Here is a 21,386-nt window from a genome sequence, read left to right on the forward strand (position 1 = left end):
GCATTATCAGATCCAGTGCCAATGGGGCTGCTACGCAGCCCTATCGCCGGCAAGCCAGCTCCCACACTGACCGCGCAATGCCAAGGCCTGTGCAGACCTGTGGGAGCTGGCTTGCCGGCGAAAGGGGCGCAACGCGCCCCCGGCGGTTTACCAGGTAACGCCGAAGCCTGCGGTATAGCGGGTCTTGTCCAGGTCACTGTCCCGCGTACCGGTGATGACGTCCTTCTCCGCCTTGAGGTTGAGCGAGGCCCACTCGGTGACCTTGTAGCGCAGGCCAATCTCGGCATCCAGCGCGTAGTCGGCCACGCCACCCAGCGGCTTGGCGAACTCGCCGTTGGTGAACAGCTGCACGTTCTTGCCAATCAGGTAGCGGGTGTAGTCCCACTTCACCGCCGCGGAATAGAAGTTGTCCTTGGCGCCATCCTGGTATTCGAAGTCGGTACGGTTGATCAGCGAACCCAGCGAGAATGCGCCCAGTTCGTCGTCCCAGAACTGGTAACCCGGGCCGGTACCCACGGTGCGCTGGCGGGCGAGGTCTTCGATGCGGTCGCGCTTGTACTCCACGCGCCCCTGCCAGAACCACTTCTCGGTGAGGAAGCGGTCCAGGGCGTACTCGGCACTCCAGTTGTCGGTGGTGGTGACGTCGTCCTTGGTCTCGCGGTTGTATTCGCCTTCGGCGTTGTGCCGCCAGCGGCCATGGCGGGCGCTGGTCTTGAAGCCGATGTCGTAGTCGTCGGTGTCGTTCTCGGCGCGCTTGTAGTCCAGCGCCACGTCGACGTTGCCCTTCCACACGAAGTCCTCGACCAGTGGCTTGGGCTTCATGATCTGCTCGATGCTGGCCAGCTCCACGGTCTTTGGCGCCTCGCCATTGGCCAAGGTCACCTTGCCGGGCTCGGCGGCCTTCAGCGACTTGGCGCGCTCACCGCTGTAGGCGTCCTGCTTGACCAGCATCTCCTGGTCGCTCTCCAGGGTCTGGACTTCTTTCCAGTCCAGGGCGATGGAACCGCCATAGGGGGTTTCCAGCAGCAGCTTGCCGCCGTCGAAGACTTTGATCTTGCCGCTGAGCCGGTCGCCGTTCTTCATCCACACGGTGTCGGCGAACACCGGGGAGGCGCACAGGGAAACAGCAAGCAGGCACAACAAGGATCTAGAATACATAAGCGGGCTATGATTTGCGGACTACGGGTTCGATTTGGCGAAAAAAGCCGGGCATTATCCAGATAACCACGACCAGAGCAAGGAAAGACCGGGAGCATGCCGTTGAGTTCAACTCTCATTTGCCAGACCGCCGGTCCGGTTTCATCTGCAGCCCAGTGGGGGCCTGATGTCTGACGGATATGAGCACGCCCTCGACTCCGCCGAGGGCCGACGAACGGCGCTGTATTCGGTACTCGGCCAAGTGCCGGCCGGCAAGGTGGTCAGCTATGGCCAGTTGGCCGAGCTGGCGGGGCTTGGGCGGGCGGCACGCTGGGTCGGGCGTACCCTCGGGCAACTGCCCGCGGACACTCGCCTGCCCTGGCACCGGGTGCTTGGCGCAGGTGGCCGGCTGAGCCTGGCACTGGGTACCCCGTCTGGGGATGAACAACGGGCGCGACTGCGTGCGGAGGGTGTGAATGTAACCAACAATCGTGTGGATATGACGCGCCATGGCTGGCGCCCGATGGAGCACAGCGGTTAGAGTGCGCGCTTTGTTTTCGCAAACTTGAGGCAGATGTTGGCCCATGCCCCGTAAAACCTGGCGCGCTGCGCTTGCTGCCTATGCCAGCCCGTCAACCTTGGTACTTTTGCTGCTCGGCTTCGCTGCCGGTCTGCCTTACATGCTGGTGTTCTCCACCCTTTCGGTGTGGTTGCGCGAAGCCGGCGTGGCCCGCGAGACCATTGGCTACGCCAGCCTGATCGGCCTGGCCTACGCCTTCAAGTGGGTGTGGTCGCCGCTGCTCGACCAATGGCGCCTGCCACTGCTCGGCAGCCTGGGGCGTCGGCGTTCGTGGCTGCTGCTGTCGCAGGCGCTGGTGGTGGTCGGGCTGGTCGGCATGAGCCTGTGCGATCCGCAACAGCACCTGTCATGGCTGATCGCCCTGGCGGTGCTGGTGGCCTTCGCCTCCGCTACCCAGGACATCGCCGTCGATGCCTACCGCCTGGAAATCGCCGACGACCAGCGCCAGGCTGCGCTCGCTGCCAGCTACATGGCCGGCTACCGCGTGGCGGCCCTGCTGGCCACGGCTGGTGCACTGTTCTTCGCCGAGTGGTTCGGCTCCACCGGCTTCAGCTACCTGCACAAGGCCTGGGCCGGCACCTACGTCATGTTCGCAGTAATGATGCTGCCCGCCGTGTTCACCACCCTGATCATGCGCGAACCGCCCGTACCCATGCGTACCCAGCTGTCGGCAGCGCGCTATGGGCTGGTGCACCAGCTGGCCTCGGTGTTCGTACTGATCATCCTGCTGGTTTCGGTACCGGCCAGCTTCACCCAGATGTTCAATACCGGCTGGTCCAGCGTCATCTCCGGTGATGCCACGCCACTGGACCTGCTGCTGGAAGATCGCGCCTTCCTGCGCCTGATCCTCTACGTGCTGTTGACCTGGGCGTGCCTGTCGAGCCTGGGTCGTCGCGGCCTGGCCCCGGTGCTGACCCCGGTCAACGACTTCATCGCCCGCTACCGCTGGCAGGCCCTGCTGCTGCTCGGCCTGATCGCCACCTATCGCATGTCGGACACGGTGATGGGCGTGATGGCCAACGTGTTCTACATCGACATGGGCTTCACCAAGGACCAGATCGCCAGCGTCAGCAAGATCTTCGGCCTGATCATGACCCTGGTCGGCGCCGGGGTTGGTGGCCTGCTGATCGTGCGCTTCGGCATCATGCCGATCCTGTTCATCGGCGGTGTGGCCTCGGCGGGCACCAACATCCTGTTCCTGATGCTGGCCGACATGGGCCCGAACCTGCAGATGCTGGTGGTGACCATCTCGCTGGACAACTTCAGCTCCGGCATGGCCACCTCGGCCTTCGTCGCCTACCTGTCGAGCCTGACCAACCTGAAGTTCTCGGCTACCCAGTACGCGTTGCTCAGTTCGATCATGCTGCTGTTGCCAAGGCTGATCGGGGGTTATTCGGGGGTGATGGTGGAGAAGTTCGGTTACCACGACTTCTTCCTGATCACTGCCCTGCTGGGCGTGCCGACCTTGATCCTGATTGCCCTGCAGTGGCGCCAGGAGGCCGGGCCGGGCAAACCGGTGGCAGAGGAAGGTTCGGCGGCCGAGCGGCCCTGACAGATTTGTATTGCCTGTACTGGCCTCTTCGCGGGTAAACCCGCTCCCACAGGTACAACACTGCCCTCGAGAGCTGTGCAGTCCCTGTGGGAGCGGGTTTACCCGCGAAGAGGCCGGTACAGGCTATAAAGTTTACTGAGCAACAGCCCCCTCACCAGGCCGCCCACCCACCACAAACCACAGCGGCCACAGCGCCAAGGCCCCCGCCACACCCGCCGCCAGGGCAAAGTGCAGCAAGCTGGCCCCGGCGCCAATCAACGCCAGCACCGTCCCACCCAACCCCAGCAAGGCGATGGTGATCATCCCCAGCATGGCCGAGACCAGGCCCTTGCTCTGCTCGCTGGCGAACAGCGTCATGCGATACAGCACCGCGTTGGCCACGCCCAACCCCAATGCGTACAGCGACATGCCCGCCACCACGCTGGTCACGCTCGGCCAGTACCAGGTCGCCAGCACCATCAGGCACAGGCCGGCCAGGTATGGCCACAACGCACCCCGCACCAGCGCCGGCAGCGGATAGCGGTCGGCGATGCGGTTGATGATCAGGTTGCCCAGGATCAGCCCGCCAAACACCGGCAACTGCCACAAGGCGTACTCCATGGTACTCAGCCCCTCGTCGTGGATCAGCAGCACCGGCGACAGGCCGATCCAGCCAATCAGCGGCAGACCGACCAGGCCCAGGGCCGCGCTACCAGCGACAAAGCGGCGGTTGGCCAGCAACTGGCCGTAACCGGCCAGCAGCGGCAGCAGGTGGATCGGCGTGAATGCCAGGCGCGAGCCATCACGGCGTTCCACGCCAAGGGTTTCCGGCATCAGCCGGTGCAGCAGCAGCCAGGCCAGAACCGCGCCGATGGCAAAGGCCACGAACAGCCAGCGCCAGTCCAGCCACTGCAGCAGCAAGGTGCCCACCAGCGGCCCGAGCAGTGGCGAGAGCAAGGCGATGTTGGCCAGCAGGGCCATCATGCGCACGGCGTCCGCTTCGCTGAAGGCTTCGTTCAGGGCCGGGTAGCTGACCGTGACCACAAAGCCCAGGCCGATGCCCTGCAGCAGGCGCAGCAAGTTGAACAGGCCGATGTCGTGGACCCAGAAGGTGGCCAGGCAGGCCAGGCCGAAGAACGCGCAGCCAATCAGCAGCAACGGGCGCCGGCCATAACGGTCGGCCAGCGGGCCGATCAGCCATTGCAGCACCACGCCACCCAGCAGGTACAGGTTGAGGGCGTGGGGAATGTATTCGGGGCTGGCGTTCAGGTCGCCGACCACCACCGGCATGGCCGGCATGACGGCGTCGCTGGCCAGGTAGGTGAGCAGCTCGAACAGCGCCAGGGTCAGGCCGAACAGCAAGGCGCGCAGGGGGGTGATGTACAGCAGTGGTTTCATGATGGCGTATCGGGTGTGGCAGGTGGGGTCAGGCTATATGCCAGAAATGGCGGGGTATTGCTGTGAACAAGTGTAAAAAGCCGGGGCCGCTTCGCGCCCCATCGCCGGCAAGCCGGCTCCCACAGGTACGACACAGGCCTGAAGACTGTGAGAACCCTGTGGGAGCTGGCTTGCCGGCGATGGGGCGCGAAGCGGCCCCGGCTTCAACGCGGTATTACTGCGCTGCAGTCTCCTGCACCACGCGAATCACCCGCTGCGGGAACGGAATGTCGATCCCTTCAGCCTTCAATCGGTCGCGCGCATGCTCGTTGAGCATGAACATCACATCCCAGTAATCGGCAGTCTTGGTCCACAAGCGCAACGACACGGTGATCGAGCTGTCGCCCAGGGTCGCGACCACCGCCTGCGGCGCCGGGTCGGGCAGTACACGCGGGTCCTGCGCCAGCTCCAGCAACACGTTGCGGGCCTTCTGCAGGTCGGCGTCGTAGTCCACGCCCACATCGAACACCACCTTGCGCGTCGGCTGGCGGTTGGTGTTGGTGATGATGCCGTTGGACAGGCTGCCGTTGGGCATGATCACGGTCTTGTTGTCACCGGTGCGCAGCACGGTGTGGAAGATCTGGATGCTGTCGACGGTGCCAGCCACGCCTTGCGCCTCGATCCAGTCACCGATGCGGAACGGGCGGAACATCAGGATCAGCACACCGCCGGCGAAGTTCGCCAGGCTGCCCTGCAAGGCCAGGCCGATGGCCAGGCCCGCGGCACCGATGGCGGCAACGAACGAGGTGGTCTCGATACCGATCATCGATGCCACGCTGACGAACAGCAGCACCTTCAGCACGATATTCGACAGGGTGCTGATGAAGCCCTGCAGCGCCAGGTCGGCGTTGCGCAGGCCAACCAGCCTGCCCAGGCGGGCGCTGACCTTGTTGATGATCCACCAGCCGACCGCCAGGGTCAGCAGCGCCAGCAGCACACGGCTGCCGTATTCCATGATCAAGGGAATCCAGGTCTGGGATTGGCGGACCAGCTGATCGACTTCAGCGTTCAAATCCATATTCATCTCCTGATGCCGAGCGGCAAGTACACGGTAGAACAGGCCGCGCGCGATTGCGCAGCCCCGGCCCCCATGGACATCATTTCGCCATCGGGGTTCCGGGTGGTGCCCACATCAGTCGCGGAAGTTGTTGAACTGCAACGGCATGTCGAATTCCTTGGTACGCAGCAGGGCAATGGCTTCCTGCAGGTCGTCACGCTTTTTACCGGTAACGCGTACCTGTTCGCCCTGGATGGCGGCCTGCACTTTCAGCTTGCCATCCTTGATGGTGGCGACGATCTTCTTCGCCAGGTCCTTGTCGATGCCTTCGCGGAACTTGGCTTCCTGTTTCTTTTCCTTGCCCGAGGCGTACGGGTCCTTGGTTTCCAGGCACTTCACGTCGATCTTGCGCTTGACCAGCGCCAGGCGCAGGATTTCCAGCATCGCTTCGAGCTGGAACTCTTCCTCGGCGGTGAGCATCACGGTCTGCTCTTTGTCCTTGAACTCGAAGGTACCCTTGCCCTTGAGGTCGTAGCGGCGGTCCAGGTCCTTGATGGCGTTGTCGACCGCGTTCTGCACTTCGTGCTTGTCCAGTTCCGATACCACGTCGAACGAAGGCATGGTTGTTCTCCCAAAATAAAAGCGCGCTCAGGCTGAAGATGGAGCGCGCTGGGTTTGACGGTTAAAATGCGGGCTCATTATAACGGGTTGCGAAACGCATATGAGCAGCACCTGGCATATTCTCGGCGCCGGTAGCCTGGGCAGCCTGTGGGCTTGCCGCCTGGCGCGCGCGGGCAAGGCAGTACGCCTGATCCTGCGTGACGGGCAACGGCTGCAGGCCTACCAGCAGGCCGGCGGCCTTACCCTGGCCGAACAGGACCAGCCCCGCCACTACGCCATCCCCGCCGAAACCGCGCAGGCACACGGCCCGATCCACCGTCTGCTGGTGGCCTGCAAGGCCTACGACGCTGCCCCGGCCATTGCCGGCGTGGCAGCGCGCCTGGCCGAGGGCGCCGAGGTGGTGCTGCTGCAGAACGGTCTGGGCAGCCAGGACGAAGTCGCCGACCTGGTGCCCCACGCGCGCTGCATCTTCGCCTCCAGTACCGAAGGGGCGTTCCGCGAGGGTGACTGGCAGGTACGCTTTGCCGGCCACGGCTTCAACTGGCTGGGCGACCCACGCAACCCGACGATCCCGATCTGGTTCGATGACCTGCACGAGGCCGGCATCCCCGCCGAGTGGACGGTGGATATCCTCACCCGCCTGTGGCGCAAGCTGGCGCTCAATTGCGCCATCAACCCGCTGACCGTGCTGCACGACTGCCAGAACGGCGGGCTGCTGGGGCACCTGGGCGAAGTGGACGCCCTGTGCGTCGAGCTGGCCCAGCTGCTGCGCCGTTGTGGCCAGCCAGAAGCGGCAGACGGGCTGAACGAAGAAGTACAGCGGGTGATCCTTGCCACCGCAGCCAACTACTCTTCCATGTACCAGGATGTACGCGCTGGCCGGCGCACCGAGGTGCACTACCTGCTTGGCCACGCCTGCCGCGCCGCTGGCCGTCATGGCTTGCAGCTGCCACAGCTGGAACGCCTGCTGCAGCACCTGGTCGATAACCTGCGCGTGCGTGGTTTGCCCTGCGACTGACGCGGCCCTTTCAACCGGATATGGACATTGCCTAGCCCATGACCTTGCGCCAACGCCTGGAAAACCTCCCGGTCGGGCAGAAGCTGCTGGCGGCCCTGCTGGTGTTGCTGGTGACCATCCTGCTGGTGGCCAACCTCACCTTCATCAGCGCCGCCTACTGGATCACCCAGGAAAGCATGGCGCCACAGGCGCTGCACACCATCGGCCGGCTGGTGGCCAACCCGCAGCTGGCGGCCCGCGCCGGCGACAGCCCGGACACCGCCAGCGCCCTGCTCAAGGAACTGGACAGCTACACGCCGTTGCGCGCCGCCGCCGTCTACGGTGGCGATGGCCGCATACTGGCGCAACTGCAGCACGGCGAGCCGCTGGCGTTGCCCAGGCGTTTTCGCGACATCGACGGCTGGCGCCTGATGGAGTTTCGCAGCACCCAGCTGATCCGCATGCCACGTGACGCCAACCCGCCCGCGCATCTGCTGCTGGTGGCCAGCAGCGAACTGCCCACGGCTTTCTACACCGGCACCCTCAGCGCCAGCCTGGGCATCCTGGTGTTCAGCATCCTGCTGTGGATCGTCATCGCCCGGCAGATCAAACGCCTGATCACCCAGCCGATCAACCAGCTCGAAGAGCTCAGCCGTCAGGTCACCCGCGAAGAAAGCTATGCCCTGCGTGCGCATCGCGGCAACGACGACGAAATCGGCAGCCTGGCCGAAGCGTTCAACACCATGCTTTCGCGCATCGAGGCCCGCGAACAGCAGCTCAAGCGCACCCGCGACGAGTTCCAGGAGGCCTATGACCAGGCCCAGGGCCTGGCCGAGGAAACCCGCCATACCAACCGCAAGCTGGAGCTGGAAGTCCAGGTGCGCAGCAAGATCGAGAAGAAACTCACCGGCTTCCAGAATTACCTCAACAGCATCATCGACTCGATGCCTTCGGCGCTGATCGCCCTCGACGAACAGCTCTACGTGACCCAGTGGAATCACGAAGCCACGGTGCTTTCCGGCACGCCACTGGACGAAGCGCTGAACCAGCCGATCTTCATCGCCTTCGAACCGCTCAAACCGTTCCTGCCACAGCTGAAGGAAACCGTGGAAAAGCATCGGGTGGCGAAGATCGAGCGGGTCACCTGGCCCAAAGGCGACGACCTGCGCCACTACGCCCTGACCTTCTACCCGCTGACCGGTGGCGGCGGCCGTGGCGTGGTCATCCGTATCGACGACATCACCCAGCGCCTGTCGCTTGAGGAAATGATGGTGCAATCGGAGAAGATGCTTTCGGTCGGTGGCCTGGCCGCCGGCATGGCCCACGAGATCAACAACCCGCTAGGCGCGATCCTGCATAACGTGCAGAACATCCGCCGGCGCCTGTCACCCGAGTTGCCGCGCAACCAGGAGCAGGCCGAGGAACTGGGCATCGACCTGCCCACGGTCAACCGTTACCTGGAGAGTCGCGAAGTGCCGCTATTGCTCGACGGCATCCAGCAGGCCGGAGCGCGGGCGGCGAAGATCGTCACCCACATGCTCAGTTTCAGCCGCCGCAGCAACCGCCAGTTGGCGCCGTGCGACCTGCCGGCGCTGATCGATCAGGCGGTGGAGATTGCCGGCAACGACTTCGACCTGGCCATCGGCTTCGACTTCAAGGGCCAGGCCATCGTGCGCCAGTTCGACCCCGAACTGGGGCAGGTGCCGTGCACCGCCAACGAATTGGAGCAGGTGCTGCTCAACCTGCTGAAAAACGCCGCCCAGGCCATCCACCAGCGGCCGCAGCCGAGCGAGCCCGGGCGCATCACCCTGCGCACCCGCTTGAGCCCGCCATGGGCGGAAATCCAGGTCGAGGACAACGGCGTCGGCATGCCCGAGGGGGTGCGCAAACGCACCTTCGAGCCGTTCTTCACCACCAAGGAAATCGGCCAGGGCACCGGGCTGGGCCTGTCGGTCTCGTACTTCATCATCACCAACAACCACAAGGGGCAGATGGAAGTGCAATCCACGCCCGGCCAGGGTACCTGCTTCACCCTGCGCCTGCCCCTCGGCCAGCCGGCAGCGGTGGCGCCGGCCAAAACGGAGAAATGACATGGGCTACCGCCTGTCGAAGATCTACACCCGCACCGGCGACAAAGGCGAAACCGGCCTGGGCGACGGGCGTCGGGTGCCCAAGGACCACCCACGGATCGAAGCGATTGGCGAGGTGGACAGCCTGAACAGCCAACTGGGTTTGCTGCTGGCGGGGCTGGCCGAACAAGGGTTGGATGAAGTGAGCGCAGTATTGGCGCCGTGTCAGCACCGCCTGTTCGACTTGGGCGGTGAGCTGGCGATGCCCAGTTATCAGGCGTTGAACCTGGCGGAAGTGGAACGCCTGGAAGCAGCGATCGATGTGTGGAATGAAGAGCTGGGGCCGTTGAAGAACTTCATCTTGCCCAGTGGCTCGGCGCTGGTGGCACAGGCGCATGTGTGCCGGAGCCTGGCGCGCAGTGCGGAGCGGCGGTGCCAGCAGTTGAATGCGCTGGAGCCGTTGGCGGGGGTTGGGTTGGCGTATATCAACCGGCTTTCGGATCTGCTGTTTGTGGCGGCGCGGATCATTGGGCGGCGGCAGGGGGTGGCTGAGGTTTTGTGGCAACCTGCTGAAAAGCCGCTGGGCTGATATTTTTGGGGCTGCTGCGCAGCCCATCGCCGGCAAGCCAGCTCCCACAGAGCCCGGTCTGTGCTGCCTCTGTGGGAGCTGGCTTGCCGGCGATGGGCCGCAAAGCGGCCCCAATTACAGGCGACTCAGATCTCAGGCCAGAACGCCCGGATCCCGGCCACACCCTGTGCCCCCGCTTCCCAGGCCTGCTCGCGCTCACCCGGGCCTACCCCACCCAGCAGGTAGACCGGCTTGTTGAACCCGGCAATCAACCGCTGTGCCTCGTCCCACCCCAGCGGCACCGCCTCAGGGTGTGTCAGGGTTGCCTGCACCGGCGACAAGGTGACGAAGTCCACGCCCATCTGCTCCGCCAGCGCCAGCTCTTCGGCACTGTGGCAGGACGCCGCCAGCCAGCGCTCCTTGGGGAACGGCCGGCCGTTGGCGGCATACTTGCGCAGTTGTGCAGCCGTCAGGTGCCAACCCGCGGCTGGGAAGTCACCCAGCCACTCCAGCGGCCCCTTGAGCATCAACTGCGCCTTGCCCGCGCACAGGCCGACCGCATCCACCGCCACATCGCGGTACTTGGGGTCGTACATGTCCGGGGCACGCAACTGGATCAGGCGAATGCCGCTGGCCACCGCCTTCTGGATGCCCTTGAGCATCTGCGGCACTTCCAGGCCATCGGGGGTGATCAGGTACTGGTCCGGCAGGCGCGCGGCTGCAACGATCGGTTTATTGGCCTCGGGGAATTCGTACTGGGGCAAATCACGTGGGGCAACCCATTCCAGCGGCTGGCCCTCGGCGCCATGCGGCTCGCCGGTGAACGCCTCGACCTCGCGCACGTCCAGCAGCACCTGCTTGTCCGGGTAGTCGTGGCTGACCTTGATCAGCGCACGCGAACGGCTTACCTCGATGCCCAGCTCCTCGCGCAGCTCGCGGGCCAGCGCCGCCTCGACGCCCTCACCCTCTTCCACCTTGCCGCCCGGGAATTCCCACAGGCCGCCCTGGTGCTGGGTATCGGCACGCCGTGCGATCAGAATGCGGCCGTCAGTACCACGAATGACAGCGGCTACAACATGAATCCGTTTCACCCTTCACGCTCCGCCAGGCCAGCCTGCTGCCAGGCCTGGAAGGCCGGCCAATGGTAAATGGTTTCGATATAGGCCGCCGCCTCCGCAGGCACTTCCACGCGGTAGGTGCGCAGGCGTACGGCCACCGGGGCGAAGAAGGCATCGGCCAGGCTTGGCTTGCCGAACAGGAACGGGCCGCTGTCCTTGGCCACCAGGCGGCATTCGGACCACAGTGCAACGATACGGTCGATATCGATTTGAACCTCCAGCGGCACGCTGTCCAGCGCCTGGTCGCGCGACAGGTCGAACGGCATGGCACCGCGCAGGGCGAAGAAGCCGCTGTGCATCTGCGCGCAGGCCGAACGGGCCTGGGCCCGAGCCGCCACGTCGGCAGGCCACAGCTGGGCGTCGGGGTGGCGTTCGTTGAGGTATTCGGCAATGGCCAGCGAGTCGGCGATGACACCGTGCTCGGTCTTGAGCAGCGGTACCTTGCCGGTGGCAGAGAAGGCGAGGATGCGCTGACGGGTGTCAGGCTGGTTGAGTTTGATCAGTGTTTCTTCGTAAGGCACGCCAGCCAGCTCGAGGGCCAGGGCGCCACGCAGCGACCAGGAGGAATACAGCTTGTCGCCGATGATCAGGTGATAGCTCATGGTTCGGCTCCATCGTTTGGGAATTTTGGGGCTGCTTTGCAGCCCTTTCGCGACACAAGGCCGCTCCCACATGGGGCGGTGTACGCAGGTCCTTGTGGGAGCGGCCTTGTGTCGCGATGGGCCGCAACGCGGCCCCAATTACATCAGGTACGGTACTCGGCGTTGATCTTCACGTACTCGTGGGACAGGTCGGTGGTCCAGATGGTTTCGCTGCACTGGCCACGGCCCAACTCGATGCGGATGGTGATCTCTTCCTGGGCCATTACCTTGGCGCCCTGGTCTTCGGTGTAGCTCGGGCTGCGGCCGCCTTTGCTGGCAATGCACACGCTGTCCAGGTACACATCGATCAGGCTCACATCCAGCTCCGGTACGCCGGCACGGCCAACGGCGGCGAGGATACGGCCCCAGTTGGGGTCGGAAGCGAACAGCGCGGTCTTGATCAGTGGCGAGTGGGCCACGGCGTAGCCGACGTCCAGGCACTCCTGGTGGTTGCCACCGCCGTTGACCTGCACGGTAACGAACTTGGTGGCGCCTTCGCCGTCACGGACGATGGCCTGGGCCACTTCCATGCACACTTCGAACACCGCCTTCTTCAGCGCTTCGAACAATGCGCCGTTGGCTTCGGTGACTTCCGGCAGGTTGGCCTTGCCGGTGGCGATCAGCATGCAGCAGTCGTTGGTCGAGGTGTCGCCATCGATGGTGATGCGGTTGAACGACTTGTTGGCGCCGTCCAGCATCAGGTCCTTGAGTACCGCTGGGGCAACCTTGGCGTCGGTGGCGATGTAGCCGAGCATGGTAGCCATGTTCGGGCGAATCATGCCTGCACCCTTGCTGATGCCGGTGACGGTAACGGTCACGCCATCGTGCTGGAACTGGCGGCTGGCACCCTTGGGCAGGGTGTCGGTGGTCATGATGCCGGTGGCGGCTTCGGCCCAGTGGTTTTCCGACAGGTTGTCGAGGGCGGCCTGCAGCGCGCCTTCGATCTTCTCGACCGGCAGCGGCTCGCCGATTACGCCGGTGGAGAACGGCAGTACCGACTCGGCCGGTACGCCAGCCAGTTCGGCCAGCTTGGCGCAGGTGCGCTCGGCGGCGGCCAGGCCTGGCGCGCCGGTGCCGGCGTTGGCGTTACCGGTGTTGGTCAGCAGGTAGCGCACGGTGCCCTGCACACGCTGCTTGGACAGGATCACCGGCGCTGCGCAGAAGGCGTTGAGGGTGAACACGCCAGCCACGCTGGAGCCTTCGGCGCAGCGCATGACCACCACATCCTTGCGCCCCGGGCGCTTGATGCCGGCAGAAGCGATGCCGAGTTCAAAACCCGGAACCGGGTGCAGGGTGGGCAAAGGACCAAGACCAACAGCCATTAGAGCGCTCCTAGAAAATACGGTTGATATCGAAAAACGGGGCCGCTTCGCGCCCCATCGCGACACAAGGCCGCTCCCACATAGGACGGCGCAGCGTTGCGGCTGTGCGCCATCCCTGTGGGAGCGGCCTTGTGTCGCGATAGGGCCGCACCGCGGCCCCAATTCAGGTCAGATCACTCGATCTGCCCGTGGCAATGCTTGAACTTCTTGCCCGAACCACACCAGCACGGCTCGTTGCGGCCCAGCTTCTGCTCGTTGCGCACCGGTGCCGAGGCGACGGCCACTTCGGCGCCCTCCTCGTTCAGTTGCTCGCTTTCCAGGCCCGGGGCAGCGGCATGCTGGAACTGCATGCGGCTGGCCAGTTCCTCGGCCTCGCGGCGCAGGCGGGCTTCCTCTTCGACCGGGTCTTCGCGGCGTACCTGAACGTGCGACAGCACACGGATGGTGTCGCGCTTGATCGACTCGAGCAGCTCCTGGAACAGGCTGAAGGATTCGCGCTTGTACTCCTGCTTCGGGTTCTTCTGCGCATAACCACGCAGGTGGATACCGTGACGCAGGTGGTCCATGGTCGACAGGTGGTCTTTCCACAGGTCATCCAGCACGCGCAGCAGGATCTGCTTCTCGAAGGTACGCAGGGCTTCGATACCGGCCTGGTCTTCCTTCTCGGTGTACGCGGTGGTGATTTCGTTCAGCAGCTTCTCGCGCAGGGTCTCTTCGTAGAGGTGATCGTCCTCGTCGAGCCACTGCTGGATCGGCAGCTTCATGGCGAAATCGCTGGCAAGCGAAGCTTCCAGACCGGCCACGTCCCACTGCTCTGGCAGCGATTGCGGCGGAATGTGCTGGCTGATGGTAGCGTCCAGTACTTCCTTGCGGAATTCGACGATGGTGTCGCCAATGTTCTCGGCGGCCAGCAGGCTGTTGCGCATGTGGTAGATCACCTTGCGCTGCTCGTTGGCCACGTCGTCGTATTCCAGCAACTGCTTGCGGATGTCGAAGTTGCGGCCTTCGACCTTGCGCTGGGCCTTCTCGATGGCGTTGGTGACCATGCGGTGCTCGATGGCCTCGCCGGACTGCATGCCCAGCGCCTTCATGAAGTTCTTCACCCGGTCAGAGGCGAAGATACGCATCAGGCTGTCTTCCAGCGACAGGTAGAAGCGGCTGGAGCCCGGGTCGCCCTGACGGCCGGAACGGCCACGCAGCTGGTTGTCGATACGGCGCGATTCGTGGCGCTCGGAAGCGATCACGTGCAGGCCACCCGTCTCGATCACCTGCTGGTGACGCTTCTGCCAGTCGGCCTTGATCTGGGCGATCTGCTCGGCGGTCGGGTTTTCCAGGGCAGCCACTTCGGCTTCCCAGTTACCGCCCAGCAGGATGTCGGTACCACGGCCGGCCATGTTGGTGGCGATGGTCAGGGCACCTGGCGCACCGGCTTGCGCAATGATCTCGGCTTCCTTCTCGTGGTACTTGGCGTTGAGCACCTTGTGGTCGATACCTTCCTTCTTCAGGAGGTTGGACATGTGCTCGGAGGTTTCGATGGTCGCAGTACCCACCAGCACCGGGCGGCCCTGCTTCATGCTTTCCTTGATGTCGGCGATGATCGCGGCGTATTTCTCGTCGGCGGTCAGGTACACCAGGTCGTTGAAGTCTTTACGCGCCAACGGCTTGTTCGGCGGAATGACCATCACGTTGAGCCCGTAGATCGACTGGAACTCGAACGCTTCGGTGTCGGCGGTACCGGTCATGCCGGACAGCTTGGTGTAGAGGCGGAAGTAGTTCTGGAAGGTGGTCGAAGCCAGGGTCTGGCTCTCGGCCTGGATGTTCAGGTTCTCTTTGGCTTCGATGGCCTGGTGCAGGCCTTCGGACAGACGACGGCCCGGCATGGTACGGCCGGTGTGCTCGTCGATCAGCAGGACCTGGCCGTCCTGGACGATGTATTCGATGTTGCGGTGGAACAGCTTGTGCGCGCGCAGGCCGGCGTAGACGTGGGTCAGCAGGCTCAGGTTATGCGCCGAGTACAGGCTCTCGCCCTCGGCCAGCAGGCCGGACTGGGTGAGCATCTCTTCGATGAACTGGTGACCGGCTTCGTTCAGCTCGACCTGACGGCTCTTCTCGTCGATGGTGAAGTGGCCTTCCTGGGTGACCTGGCCTTCGACCTCTTCGATGTGCTGGGTAAGGCGCGGGATCAGACGGTTGATCTCGATGTACAGCTTGGAGCTGTCCTCGGCCTGACCGGAGATGATCAGCGGGGTACGCGCTTCGTCGATGAGGATGGAGTCGACTTCGTCGATCACGGCGAAGTTCAGTTCACGCTGGAACTTCTCGTCCTGGCTGAACGCCATGTTGTCGCGCAGGTAGTCGAAACCGAATTCGTTGTTGGTGCCGTAGGTGATGTCGGACGCGTAGGCGGCGCGCTTTTCTTCCGGCGGCTGGAAGGCCGAGACGATGCCGACCGACAGGCCGAGGAACTCGTACAGCGGGCGCATCCAGTTGGCGTCGCGGCGGGCCAGGTAGTCGTTGACGGTGACCACGTGCACGCCCTTGCCAGACAATGCGTTGAGGTACACGGCCAGGGTACCGACCAAGGTCTTGCCTTCACCGGTACGCATTTCTGCGATCATGCCCTCGTGCAGGGTCATGCCACCGATCAGCTGCACGTCGAAGTGGCGCATGCCCATCACGCGCTTGCCGGCCTCACGGGCCACGGCGAAGGCTTCAGGCAGCAACTGGTCCAGTGTCTCGCCTTTGGCCAGGCGCTCCTTGAACTCTGCGGTCTTGCCCCGCAGTTGCTCGTCGGAGAGGGCCACCATCTTCTCTTCGAGAGCATTGACGATGTTCACCGTCTTGAGCATGCGTTTGACTTCACGCTCGTTCTTGCTTCCAAAAAGTTTCTTTAACAAAGGCGCAAACATATCGGCAGGATCTTCCACACGTAGGGATGGAGGGCGGCCCCATGAGTCGCCCGTGCAGCCCTGAGGCCGCATGCGAACGAGCATTCTACCCGGAAACGATGGTGAGGAAAGTGGTGGATTTCCACGATGCTTTTACAGCGTTTTGGCGGGGGCTTGTTTTAGATAGGGGCATTTTCCCTGAGTTCAAGGTTCGGGAAGATGAAACGTATCGAGAATGAGTCTTGTCCTTGGTTGCCTGCACGGGCCTCTTCGCGGGCTTGCCCGCTCCCACAGGTATTTCGCAACACTTGAGACCTGTGGTGATCCTGTGGGAGCGGGCAAGCCCGCGAAGAGGCCAGTGCAGGCTACAAGAGGTGTTAAACTGCCGATCTTGTAACCTCATGCACATACCCATGGCCTACAAACCCTCCCCCGCCCAGCCGCCCTCGGCCCTGCTCCGCCAGGTCCGCCCGCTGCGCCTGCTGCTGAACCAGGCCGAACGCCTGGAGCACCTGCAGCGCCTGCTGGAAAGCCAGCTGCAACCAGCCGCCCGCGAGCACTGCCATGTGGCGTCGTGGCGCGATGGCACATTGTTGCTGGTGGTAACCGACGGCCACTGGGCAACCCGCCTGCGCTATCAGCAGAAACGCCTGATGTCGGCATTACAGGCCATGGAGGCGTTCGCCAACCTCAGGCGCATCCAGTACAAGGTCCAGCCCCCGCTGGTGCCAGCCAAGCGTGGTGGCCATGCTGCAGAACTGTCCAATAACGCAGCCGAGAGCCTGCGCGATACCGCCGAGGGCATCACTGACCCCAAGCTGCGCGCAGCACTGGAAAGGCTGGCAGCTCACGCCCAGGACAAGCGCTGACACCTTCGGGACTGCTGCGCAGTCCATTCGCGGGCACGCCCGCTCCCACAGGGTGCCCACTGCCTCTGGAGCGGCGCAGGACCTGTGGGAGCGGGCGTGCCCGCGAATGGCCGGACCTGCCGGGCAAAATGCGTCAGCCATAAAAAAGGCCACCCGAAGGTGGCCTTAATGAACTAGAGAGTGTTCGAACTTACACGGCCGCAACAGGGCGCATGTACGAGATCGGTGCCGTGCTGGCATCTTCGAAGGTGACCACTTCCCAGGCATCGGTTTCGGCAATCAGCTTGCGCAACAGCTGGTTGTTCAGCGCGTGGCCGGACTTGTAGCCCTTGAACTCGCCGATCAGGCTGTTGCCCAGCAGATAAAGGTCGCCAATGGCGTCGAGGATCTTGTGCTTGACGAATTCGTCATCGGAACGAAGGCCGTCTTCGTTGAGCACACCGGTCTCGTCGACCACGATGGCGTTCTCGACACTGCCACCCAGCGCAAGGTTGTGCTTGCGCAGGTACTCGATGTCACGCATGAAACCGAAGGTACGGGCGCGGCTGACTTCCTTCACGAACGAGGTGCTGGAGAAGTCGACGACCGCACTCTGGGTCTGGCCCTTGAGGACCGGATGATCGAAGTCGATCTCGAAGCTCACCTTGAAACCGTCGAAAGGCAGGAAAGTGGCGCGCTTGTCGCCCTCTTCCACGGTTACCTCACGCAGGATGCGGATGAACTTCTTGGCTGCGTCCTGTTCTTCCAGGCCGGCAGACTGAATCAGAAATACAAAGGGTCCGGCGCTGCCATCCATGATCGGCACTTCCGAGGCGGAGAGCTCGACGTAGGCGTTATCGATGCCCAGGCCCGCCATGGCGGAGAGCAGGTGCTCGACCGTATCGACCTTGACGTCACCGTTGACCAGCGTCGTCGACATGGTTGTCTCGCCGACGTTGGCCGCGCGCGCCGGGATTTCGACCACAGGGTCGAGGTCGGCGCGGCGGAAGACGATGCCGGTGTCAACAGGTGCAGGCTTGAGGGTCAGGTAAACCTTCTCCCCGGAGTGCAGACCGACACCTGTGGCACGGATGGTATTCTTCAGGGTGCGTTGTTTAATCATGGCATTGGCCGCTTCAGCGCAAATTGCGAACAGGTATCAACAAAGGCTGGGGATGATAACAGACCCAACCTTTGATGAATACCAATCACCTTTATACCCCTGATAAATTCCATTAATCAGCCTGACGACGCAGGAATGCCGGGATATCGAGGTAGTCCAGGTCATCCTGAGGGTTCAGTTTAGCGGCTGCAGCAGCACCTGCATGGGCCTGGTTGCGCATTACGGTCGGGCGCTCCAGGTCACGGTAGTTGACCGCAGGCTGCTCCTGGCGAACCGGAGCCGGGTTGGAAGCCTCATATGCCTGCTGGGCAGTCTGCAGGGTGTTGTCGACCACCTTCACAGGCTTCTCGATGCGCGCGCCCAGGCCGGTGGCCACTACGGTCACGTGCAGCTCGTCACGCATGTCCGGGTCGATCACGGTGCCGACCTTGACCATGGCGTGGTCGGAGGCGAAGGCTTCGATGATGCTACCCACGTCGGAGTACTCGCCCAGCGACAGGTCAGGGCCTGCGGTGATGTTCACCAGGATGCCGCGGGCGCCCTGCAGGTTGACGTCTTCCAGCAGCGGGTTGCGGATCGCTGCCTCGGTGGCTTCACGCGCACGGTTCGGGCCGCTGGCGCAGCCAGTACCCATCATGGCCATGCCCATTTCACCCATCACGGTACGCACGTCGGCGAAGTCGACGTTGATCATGCCCGGGCGCTTGATGATATCGGAGATACCGCGCACGGCACCGGCCAGTACGTCGTCGGCCTTGGCGAAGGCGGACAGCAGGCTGGCATCCTTGCCCAGGATGGTCAGCAGCTTCTCGTTGGGGATGGTGATCAACGAGTCGACGCTTTCGGCCAGCATGCGGATGCCTTCATCGGCGATCTGCATGCGCTTGCGGCCTTCGAACGGGAACGGACGGGTCACCACGGCAACGGTGAGAATGCCCATTTCCTTGGCCACTTCGGCGATGATCGGCGCTGCACCGGTACCGGTACCGCCGCCCATGCCAGTGGTGATGAACACCATGTTGGTGCCCTGCAGCACTTCAGCGATGCGCTCACGGTCTTCCAGCGCGGCCTGGCGGCCGACTTCCGGATTGGCACCGGCACCCAGGCCCTTGGTCACGCCAGTGCCCAATTGCAGGATGGTGCGCGCGCCGATGTTCTTCAGCGCCTGAGCATCGGTGTTGGCGCAGATGAATTCCACGCCTTCGATGCTGCTCTTGACCATGTGGTTGACGGCGTTGCCGCCACCACCGCCAACACCGATCACTTTGATGACCGGGCTTTGCGGGACGTTGTCTACGAGCTCGAACATTTTCCCTCTCCTTACAGTTCTCTAGTTGTCGCGCCTACCACTACTGCTTTGAAACTTAGAAATTGCCCTGGACCCAGCGCTTGAAGCGTTCAAGCACTGGAGCCTTCGGTTCATCGCCATAGCTGTTGTTGCTGCTGTTACCGGTCAGGGGCAGGTCTTCGGTCTGCTTCTGCAGGCCGTAGGTGAGCAAGCCCACGCCGGTGGAATAGATCGGGTTGCGAACCACGTCGCTGAGCCCCCGAACGCTGTGCGGCACGCCCAGGCGTACCGGCATGTGGAAGATTTCCTCGGCCAGTTCCACGGCGCCTTCCATCTTGGCGGTGCCACCGGTGAGGACGATGCCGGCCGGCACCAGGTCCTCGTAGCCGCTGCGGCGCAGTTCGGCCTGGATCAGGGTGAAGAGCTCGTCGTAACGTGGCTCCACCACCTCGGCCAGGGCCTGGCGCGACAGCTCGCGCGGTGGGCGATCACCCACGCTTGGCACCTTGATGGTCTCGCCGGCGCCAGCCAGTTTGGCCAGGGCGCAGGCGTAGCGGATCTTGATTTCTTCGGCGTACTGGGTCGGGGTACGCAGGGCCATGGCGATGTCGTTGGTCACCTGGTCGCCGGCAATCGGGATCACCGCGGTGTGACGGATCGCGCCCTCGGTGAAGATGGCGATGTCGGTGGTGCCACCACCGATGTCCACCAGGCACACGCCCAGCTCTTTTTCATCGTCGGTCAGCACCGAGTAGGCCGAGGCCAGCTGCTCGAGGATGATGTCGTCGATTTCCAGGCCGCAGCGGCGTACGCATTTTTCGATGTTCTGCGCCGCGTTGACCGCGCAGGTGACCACGTGGACCTTGGCTTCCAGACGTACGCCAGACATGCCCAGCGGCTCGCGCACGCCTTCCTGGTTGTCGATCACGTAGTCCTGCGGCAGGGTGTGCAGCACGCGCTGGTCAGCCGGGATGGCAACGGCCTGGGCGGCGTCGAGTACGCGCTCCAGGTCGGCCAGGCTGACCTCGCGGTCGCGGATGGCGACGATGCCGTGGGAGTTCAGGCTGCGGATGTGGTTGCCGGCCACGCCGACGAAGGCCGAGTGGATGCGGCAGCCGGCCATCAGCTGCGCTTCTTCCACGGCGCGCTGGATCGACTGCACGGTGGACTCGATGTTCACCACCACGCCTTTTTTCAGGCCGCGGGACGGATGGGTACCGATCCCGACGATTTCCAGGGTGCCGTCCTCGCCCACTTCACCCACCAGCGCCACCACCTTGGAGGTGCCGATGTCCAGCCCGACGATCATTTTGCCGCTATGCGCGTTTGCCATGGTCCTGCCTCTCTCTAATTCTTCGCAACGGCGGGTTGGGCCGTCGTCGGTGCAATCGGTTCCCGCCAACCAACGGCAAGTCCGTTGGAGTAACGCAGATCAATGCGGGCGATAGTGCTGATCTGGTCTTTGAGTGTCTTGTCGTAAATGGCAATGAAACGGCGCATCTTCTCCACCAGATGGTCGCGCCCCAGCAGCAGCTCGATGCCCGGCCCGGCGCTGCTTGCGCCCGTGGTCAGGAACCAGCTGCCTCGCTCGCGCAGCTCCAGGCGAGCGATGGAAAAGCCCAGGGGGCGCAGCATCTGGCTCAATACCTGATACTGCTGCATCACTTGTTGCTGAGCACGCTGCGGCCCGGCCAGCTGCGGCAGGTGCTCGTAGTTGGCCAGTTCGCGCGGAGTGAAGGCCTGGCCCTGGTTGTTGAGCAAGGCTTCGTCACCCCAGCGCGCCACCGGCAACTGTTCTTCCAGGCGGATCACCACCTCGTCGGGCCACACCCGGCGCACTTCGGCGTGGGCGATCCACGGCATCTGCTCGAGCTCTGCGCGCATCGCCGGCAGGTCGACACTGAAGAAGCTCGCTGCCACGTAGGGCGCGATACGCTGCTGCACCGACTGCTGGCTGATGTAGCTGAGGTCGCCCTGCACGTCGATCTTGGTGATCGGCCGGTCGGCGTACGGCATCAGGCGAATGGCGCCCTCGTAGGCGCCAAACCCGGCCACCACCAGCAGCACCGGCCACAGCAGGCGCTTGAGACCACCCAGGCTTGGCCGCGGCAGGCGCGCCGATACGGGCTCGTCGGCCACCAGCCGGCTGGCACCACGCGGCACCGGCTTGCTACGGCCGGTAACGGGTTGCTGCTGACGTATCATTGCGCCTTGCATGGTT

The 21,386-nt window shown here is 63.8% G+C and carries 18 protein-coding genes; 6 read left to right on the top strand and 12 right to left on the bottom strand.

Annotated elements, in window-relative coordinates; translation table 11 throughout:
- Positions 1 to 147: 147 nt before the first annotated feature.
- On the bottom strand, positions 148 to 1,158 hold the full coding sequence (locus CAG34_RS20635; RefSeq protein WP_085592110.1) for a DUF481 domain-containing protein: 1,011 nt from the start codon (positions 1,156 to 1,158) through the stop codon (positions 148 to 150).
- A 166-nt stretch (positions 1,159 to 1,324) separates the two neighbouring features.
- Between CAG34_RS20635 and CAG34_RS20640 the strand changes: the two genes are divergently transcribed.
- Together CAG34_RS20640 and CAG34_RS20645 are read left to right on the top strand one after the other, a co-directional pair.
- Positions 1,325 to 1,678 carry an MGMT family protein gene (locus CAG34_RS20640; RefSeq protein ID WP_085592113.1) on the top strand — a complete coding sequence of 118 codons (354 nt, stop codon included), beginning with the start codon at positions 1,325 to 1,327 and terminating at the stop codon, positions 1,676 to 1,678.
- A gap of 43 nt (positions 1,679 to 1,721) precedes the next feature.
- Positions 1,722 to 3,269 carry an AmpG family muropeptide MFS transporter gene (locus CAG34_RS20645; protein ID WP_025340534.1) on the top strand — a complete coding sequence of 516 codons (1,548 nt, stop codon included), beginning with the start codon at positions 1,722 to 1,724 and terminating at the stop codon, positions 3,267 to 3,269.
- A gap of 132 nt (positions 3,270 to 3,401) precedes the next feature.
- Here the strand turns inward: CAG34_RS20645 and CAG34_RS20650 are convergent, their stop codons facing one another.
- The 3 genes from CAG34_RS20650 to CAG34_RS20660 form a co-directional block, all read right to left on the bottom strand.
- Positions 3,402 to 4,646 (bottom strand): MFS transporter, encoded by a 1,245-nt coding sequence (locus CAG34_RS20650; RefSeq protein WP_085592115.1) that lies wholly within the window; start codon positions 4,644 to 4,646, stop codon positions 3,402 to 3,404.
- Between the two features lie 214 nt (positions 4,647 to 4,860).
- Positions 4,861 to 5,703, bottom strand: coding sequence for a mechanosensitive ion channel family protein (locus tag CAG34_RS20655; RefSeq protein ID WP_025340536.1), 843 nt, complete (start codon positions 5,701 to 5,703; stop codon positions 4,861 to 4,863).
- A 114-nt stretch (positions 5,704 to 5,817) separates the two neighbouring features.
- The gene (locus CAG34_RS20660; protein WP_016713577.1) at positions 5,818 to 6,303 is read right to left on the bottom strand and encodes a YajQ family cyclic di-GMP-binding protein; all 486 of its coding nucleotides are present in this window, start codon (positions 6,301 to 6,303) and stop codon (positions 5,818 to 5,820) included.
- 100 nt (positions 6,304 to 6,403) lie between these two features.
- Between CAG34_RS20660 and CAG34_RS20665 the strand changes: the two genes are divergently transcribed.
- Genes CAG34_RS20665 through CAG34_RS20675 form a run of 3 tightly spaced genes read left to right on the top strand, consistent with a single transcriptional unit; the run spans position 6,404 to position 9,958 of the window.
- Positions 6,404 to 7,321 carry a putative 2-dehydropantoate 2-reductase gene (locus CAG34_RS20665; RefSeq protein WP_085592117.1) on the top strand — a complete coding sequence of 306 codons (918 nt, stop codon included), beginning with the start codon at positions 6,404 to 6,406 and terminating at the stop codon, positions 7,319 to 7,321.
- A 38-nt stretch (positions 7,322 to 7,359) separates the two neighbouring features.
- Entirely contained in the window at positions 7,360 to 9,390 is a 2,031-nt protein-coding gene (locus CAG34_RS20670) for an ATP-binding protein (protein ID WP_085592119.1), read from the top strand.
- Between the two features lies 1 nt (position 9,391).
- Positions 9,392 to 9,958 (top strand): cob(I)yrinic acid a,c-diamide adenosyltransferase, encoded by a 567-nt coding sequence (locus tag CAG34_RS20675; protein ID WP_085592121.1) that lies wholly within the window; start codon positions 9,392 to 9,394, stop codon positions 9,956 to 9,958.
- A 125-nt stretch (positions 9,959 to 10,083) separates the two neighbouring features.
- On the opposite strand, the gene CAG34_RS20680 is transcribed toward CAG34_RS20675, so the two are convergent.
- The 4 genes from CAG34_RS20680 to secA form a co-directional block, all read right to left on the bottom strand.
- The gene (locus CAG34_RS20680; RefSeq protein ID WP_025340540.1) at positions 10,084 to 11,028 is read right to left on the bottom strand and encodes a Nudix family hydrolase; all 945 of its coding nucleotides are present in this window, start codon (positions 11,026 to 11,028) and stop codon (positions 10,084 to 10,086) included.
- Positions 11,025 to 11,657 carry a glutathione S-transferase family protein gene (locus CAG34_RS20685; protein ID WP_025340541.1) on the bottom strand — a complete coding sequence of 211 codons (633 nt, stop codon included), beginning with the start codon at positions 11,655 to 11,657 and terminating at the stop codon, positions 11,025 to 11,027. Before CAG34_RS20685 ends, CAG34_RS20680 begins: the two co-directional genes overlap by 4 nt.
- Positions 11,658 to 11,800: 143 nt before the next feature.
- Positions 11,801 to 13,018: a bifunctional glutamate N-acetyltransferase/amino-acid acetyltransferase ArgJ gene (gene argJ / locus CAG34_RS20690; RefSeq protein ID WP_085592123.1), complete on the bottom strand. Its 1,218-nt coding sequence runs from the start codon at positions 13,016 to 13,018 to the stop codon at positions 11,801 to 11,803.
- A 173-nt stretch (positions 13,019 to 13,191) separates the two neighbouring features.
- Positions 13,192 to 15,927: a preprotein translocase subunit SecA gene (secA, locus tag CAG34_RS20695; protein ID WP_075046258.1), complete on the bottom strand. Its 2,736-nt coding sequence runs from the start codon at positions 15,925 to 15,927 to the stop codon at positions 13,192 to 13,194.
- Positions 15,928 to 16,319: 392 nt separating this feature from the next.
- On the opposite strand from secA, the gene CAG34_RS20705 reads away from it, so the two are divergent.
- Positions 16,320 to 16,775 (top strand): DUF721 domain-containing protein, encoded by a 456-nt coding sequence (locus CAG34_RS20705; protein WP_085592128.1) that lies wholly within the window; start codon positions 16,320 to 16,322, stop codon positions 16,773 to 16,775.
- A 190-nt stretch (positions 16,776 to 16,965) separates the two neighbouring features.
- On the opposite strand, the gene lpxC is transcribed toward CAG34_RS20705, so the two are convergent.
- The 4 genes from lpxC to CAG34_RS20725 form a co-directional block, all read right to left on the bottom strand.
- Entirely contained in the window at positions 16,966 to 17,877 is a 912-nt protein-coding gene (lpxC, locus tag CAG34_RS20710) for a UDP-3-O-acyl-N-acetylglucosamine deacetylase (RefSeq protein WP_003260771.1), read from the bottom strand.
- A gap of 112 nt (positions 17,878 to 17,989) precedes the next feature.
- Positions 17,990 to 19,186, bottom strand: a complete 1,197-nt coding sequence (gene ftsZ, locus CAG34_RS20715; RefSeq protein WP_003251871.1) for a cell division protein FtsZ — start codon at positions 19,184 to 19,186, stop codon at positions 17,990 to 17,992.
- Between the two features lie 55 nt (positions 19,187 to 19,241).
- Positions 19,242 to 20,498 (bottom strand): cell division protein FtsA, encoded by a 1,257-nt coding sequence (ftsA, locus tag CAG34_RS20720; protein ID WP_015271706.1) that lies wholly within the window; start codon positions 20,496 to 20,498, stop codon positions 19,242 to 19,244.
- Positions 20,499 to 20,512: 14 nt separating this feature from the next.
- Entirely contained in the window at positions 20,513 to 21,382 is an 870-nt protein-coding gene (locus CAG34_RS20725) for a cell division protein FtsQ/DivIB (protein WP_085592130.1), read from the bottom strand.
- Positions 21,383 to 21,386 lie beyond the last annotated feature (4 nt).

The sequence above is a fragment of the Pseudomonas sp. B14(2017) genome, from assembly GCF_002113255.1.
Taxonomy (GTDB): domain Bacteria; phylum Pseudomonadota; class Gammaproteobacteria; order Pseudomonadales; family Pseudomonadaceae; genus Aquipseudomonas; species Aquipseudomonas putida_Z.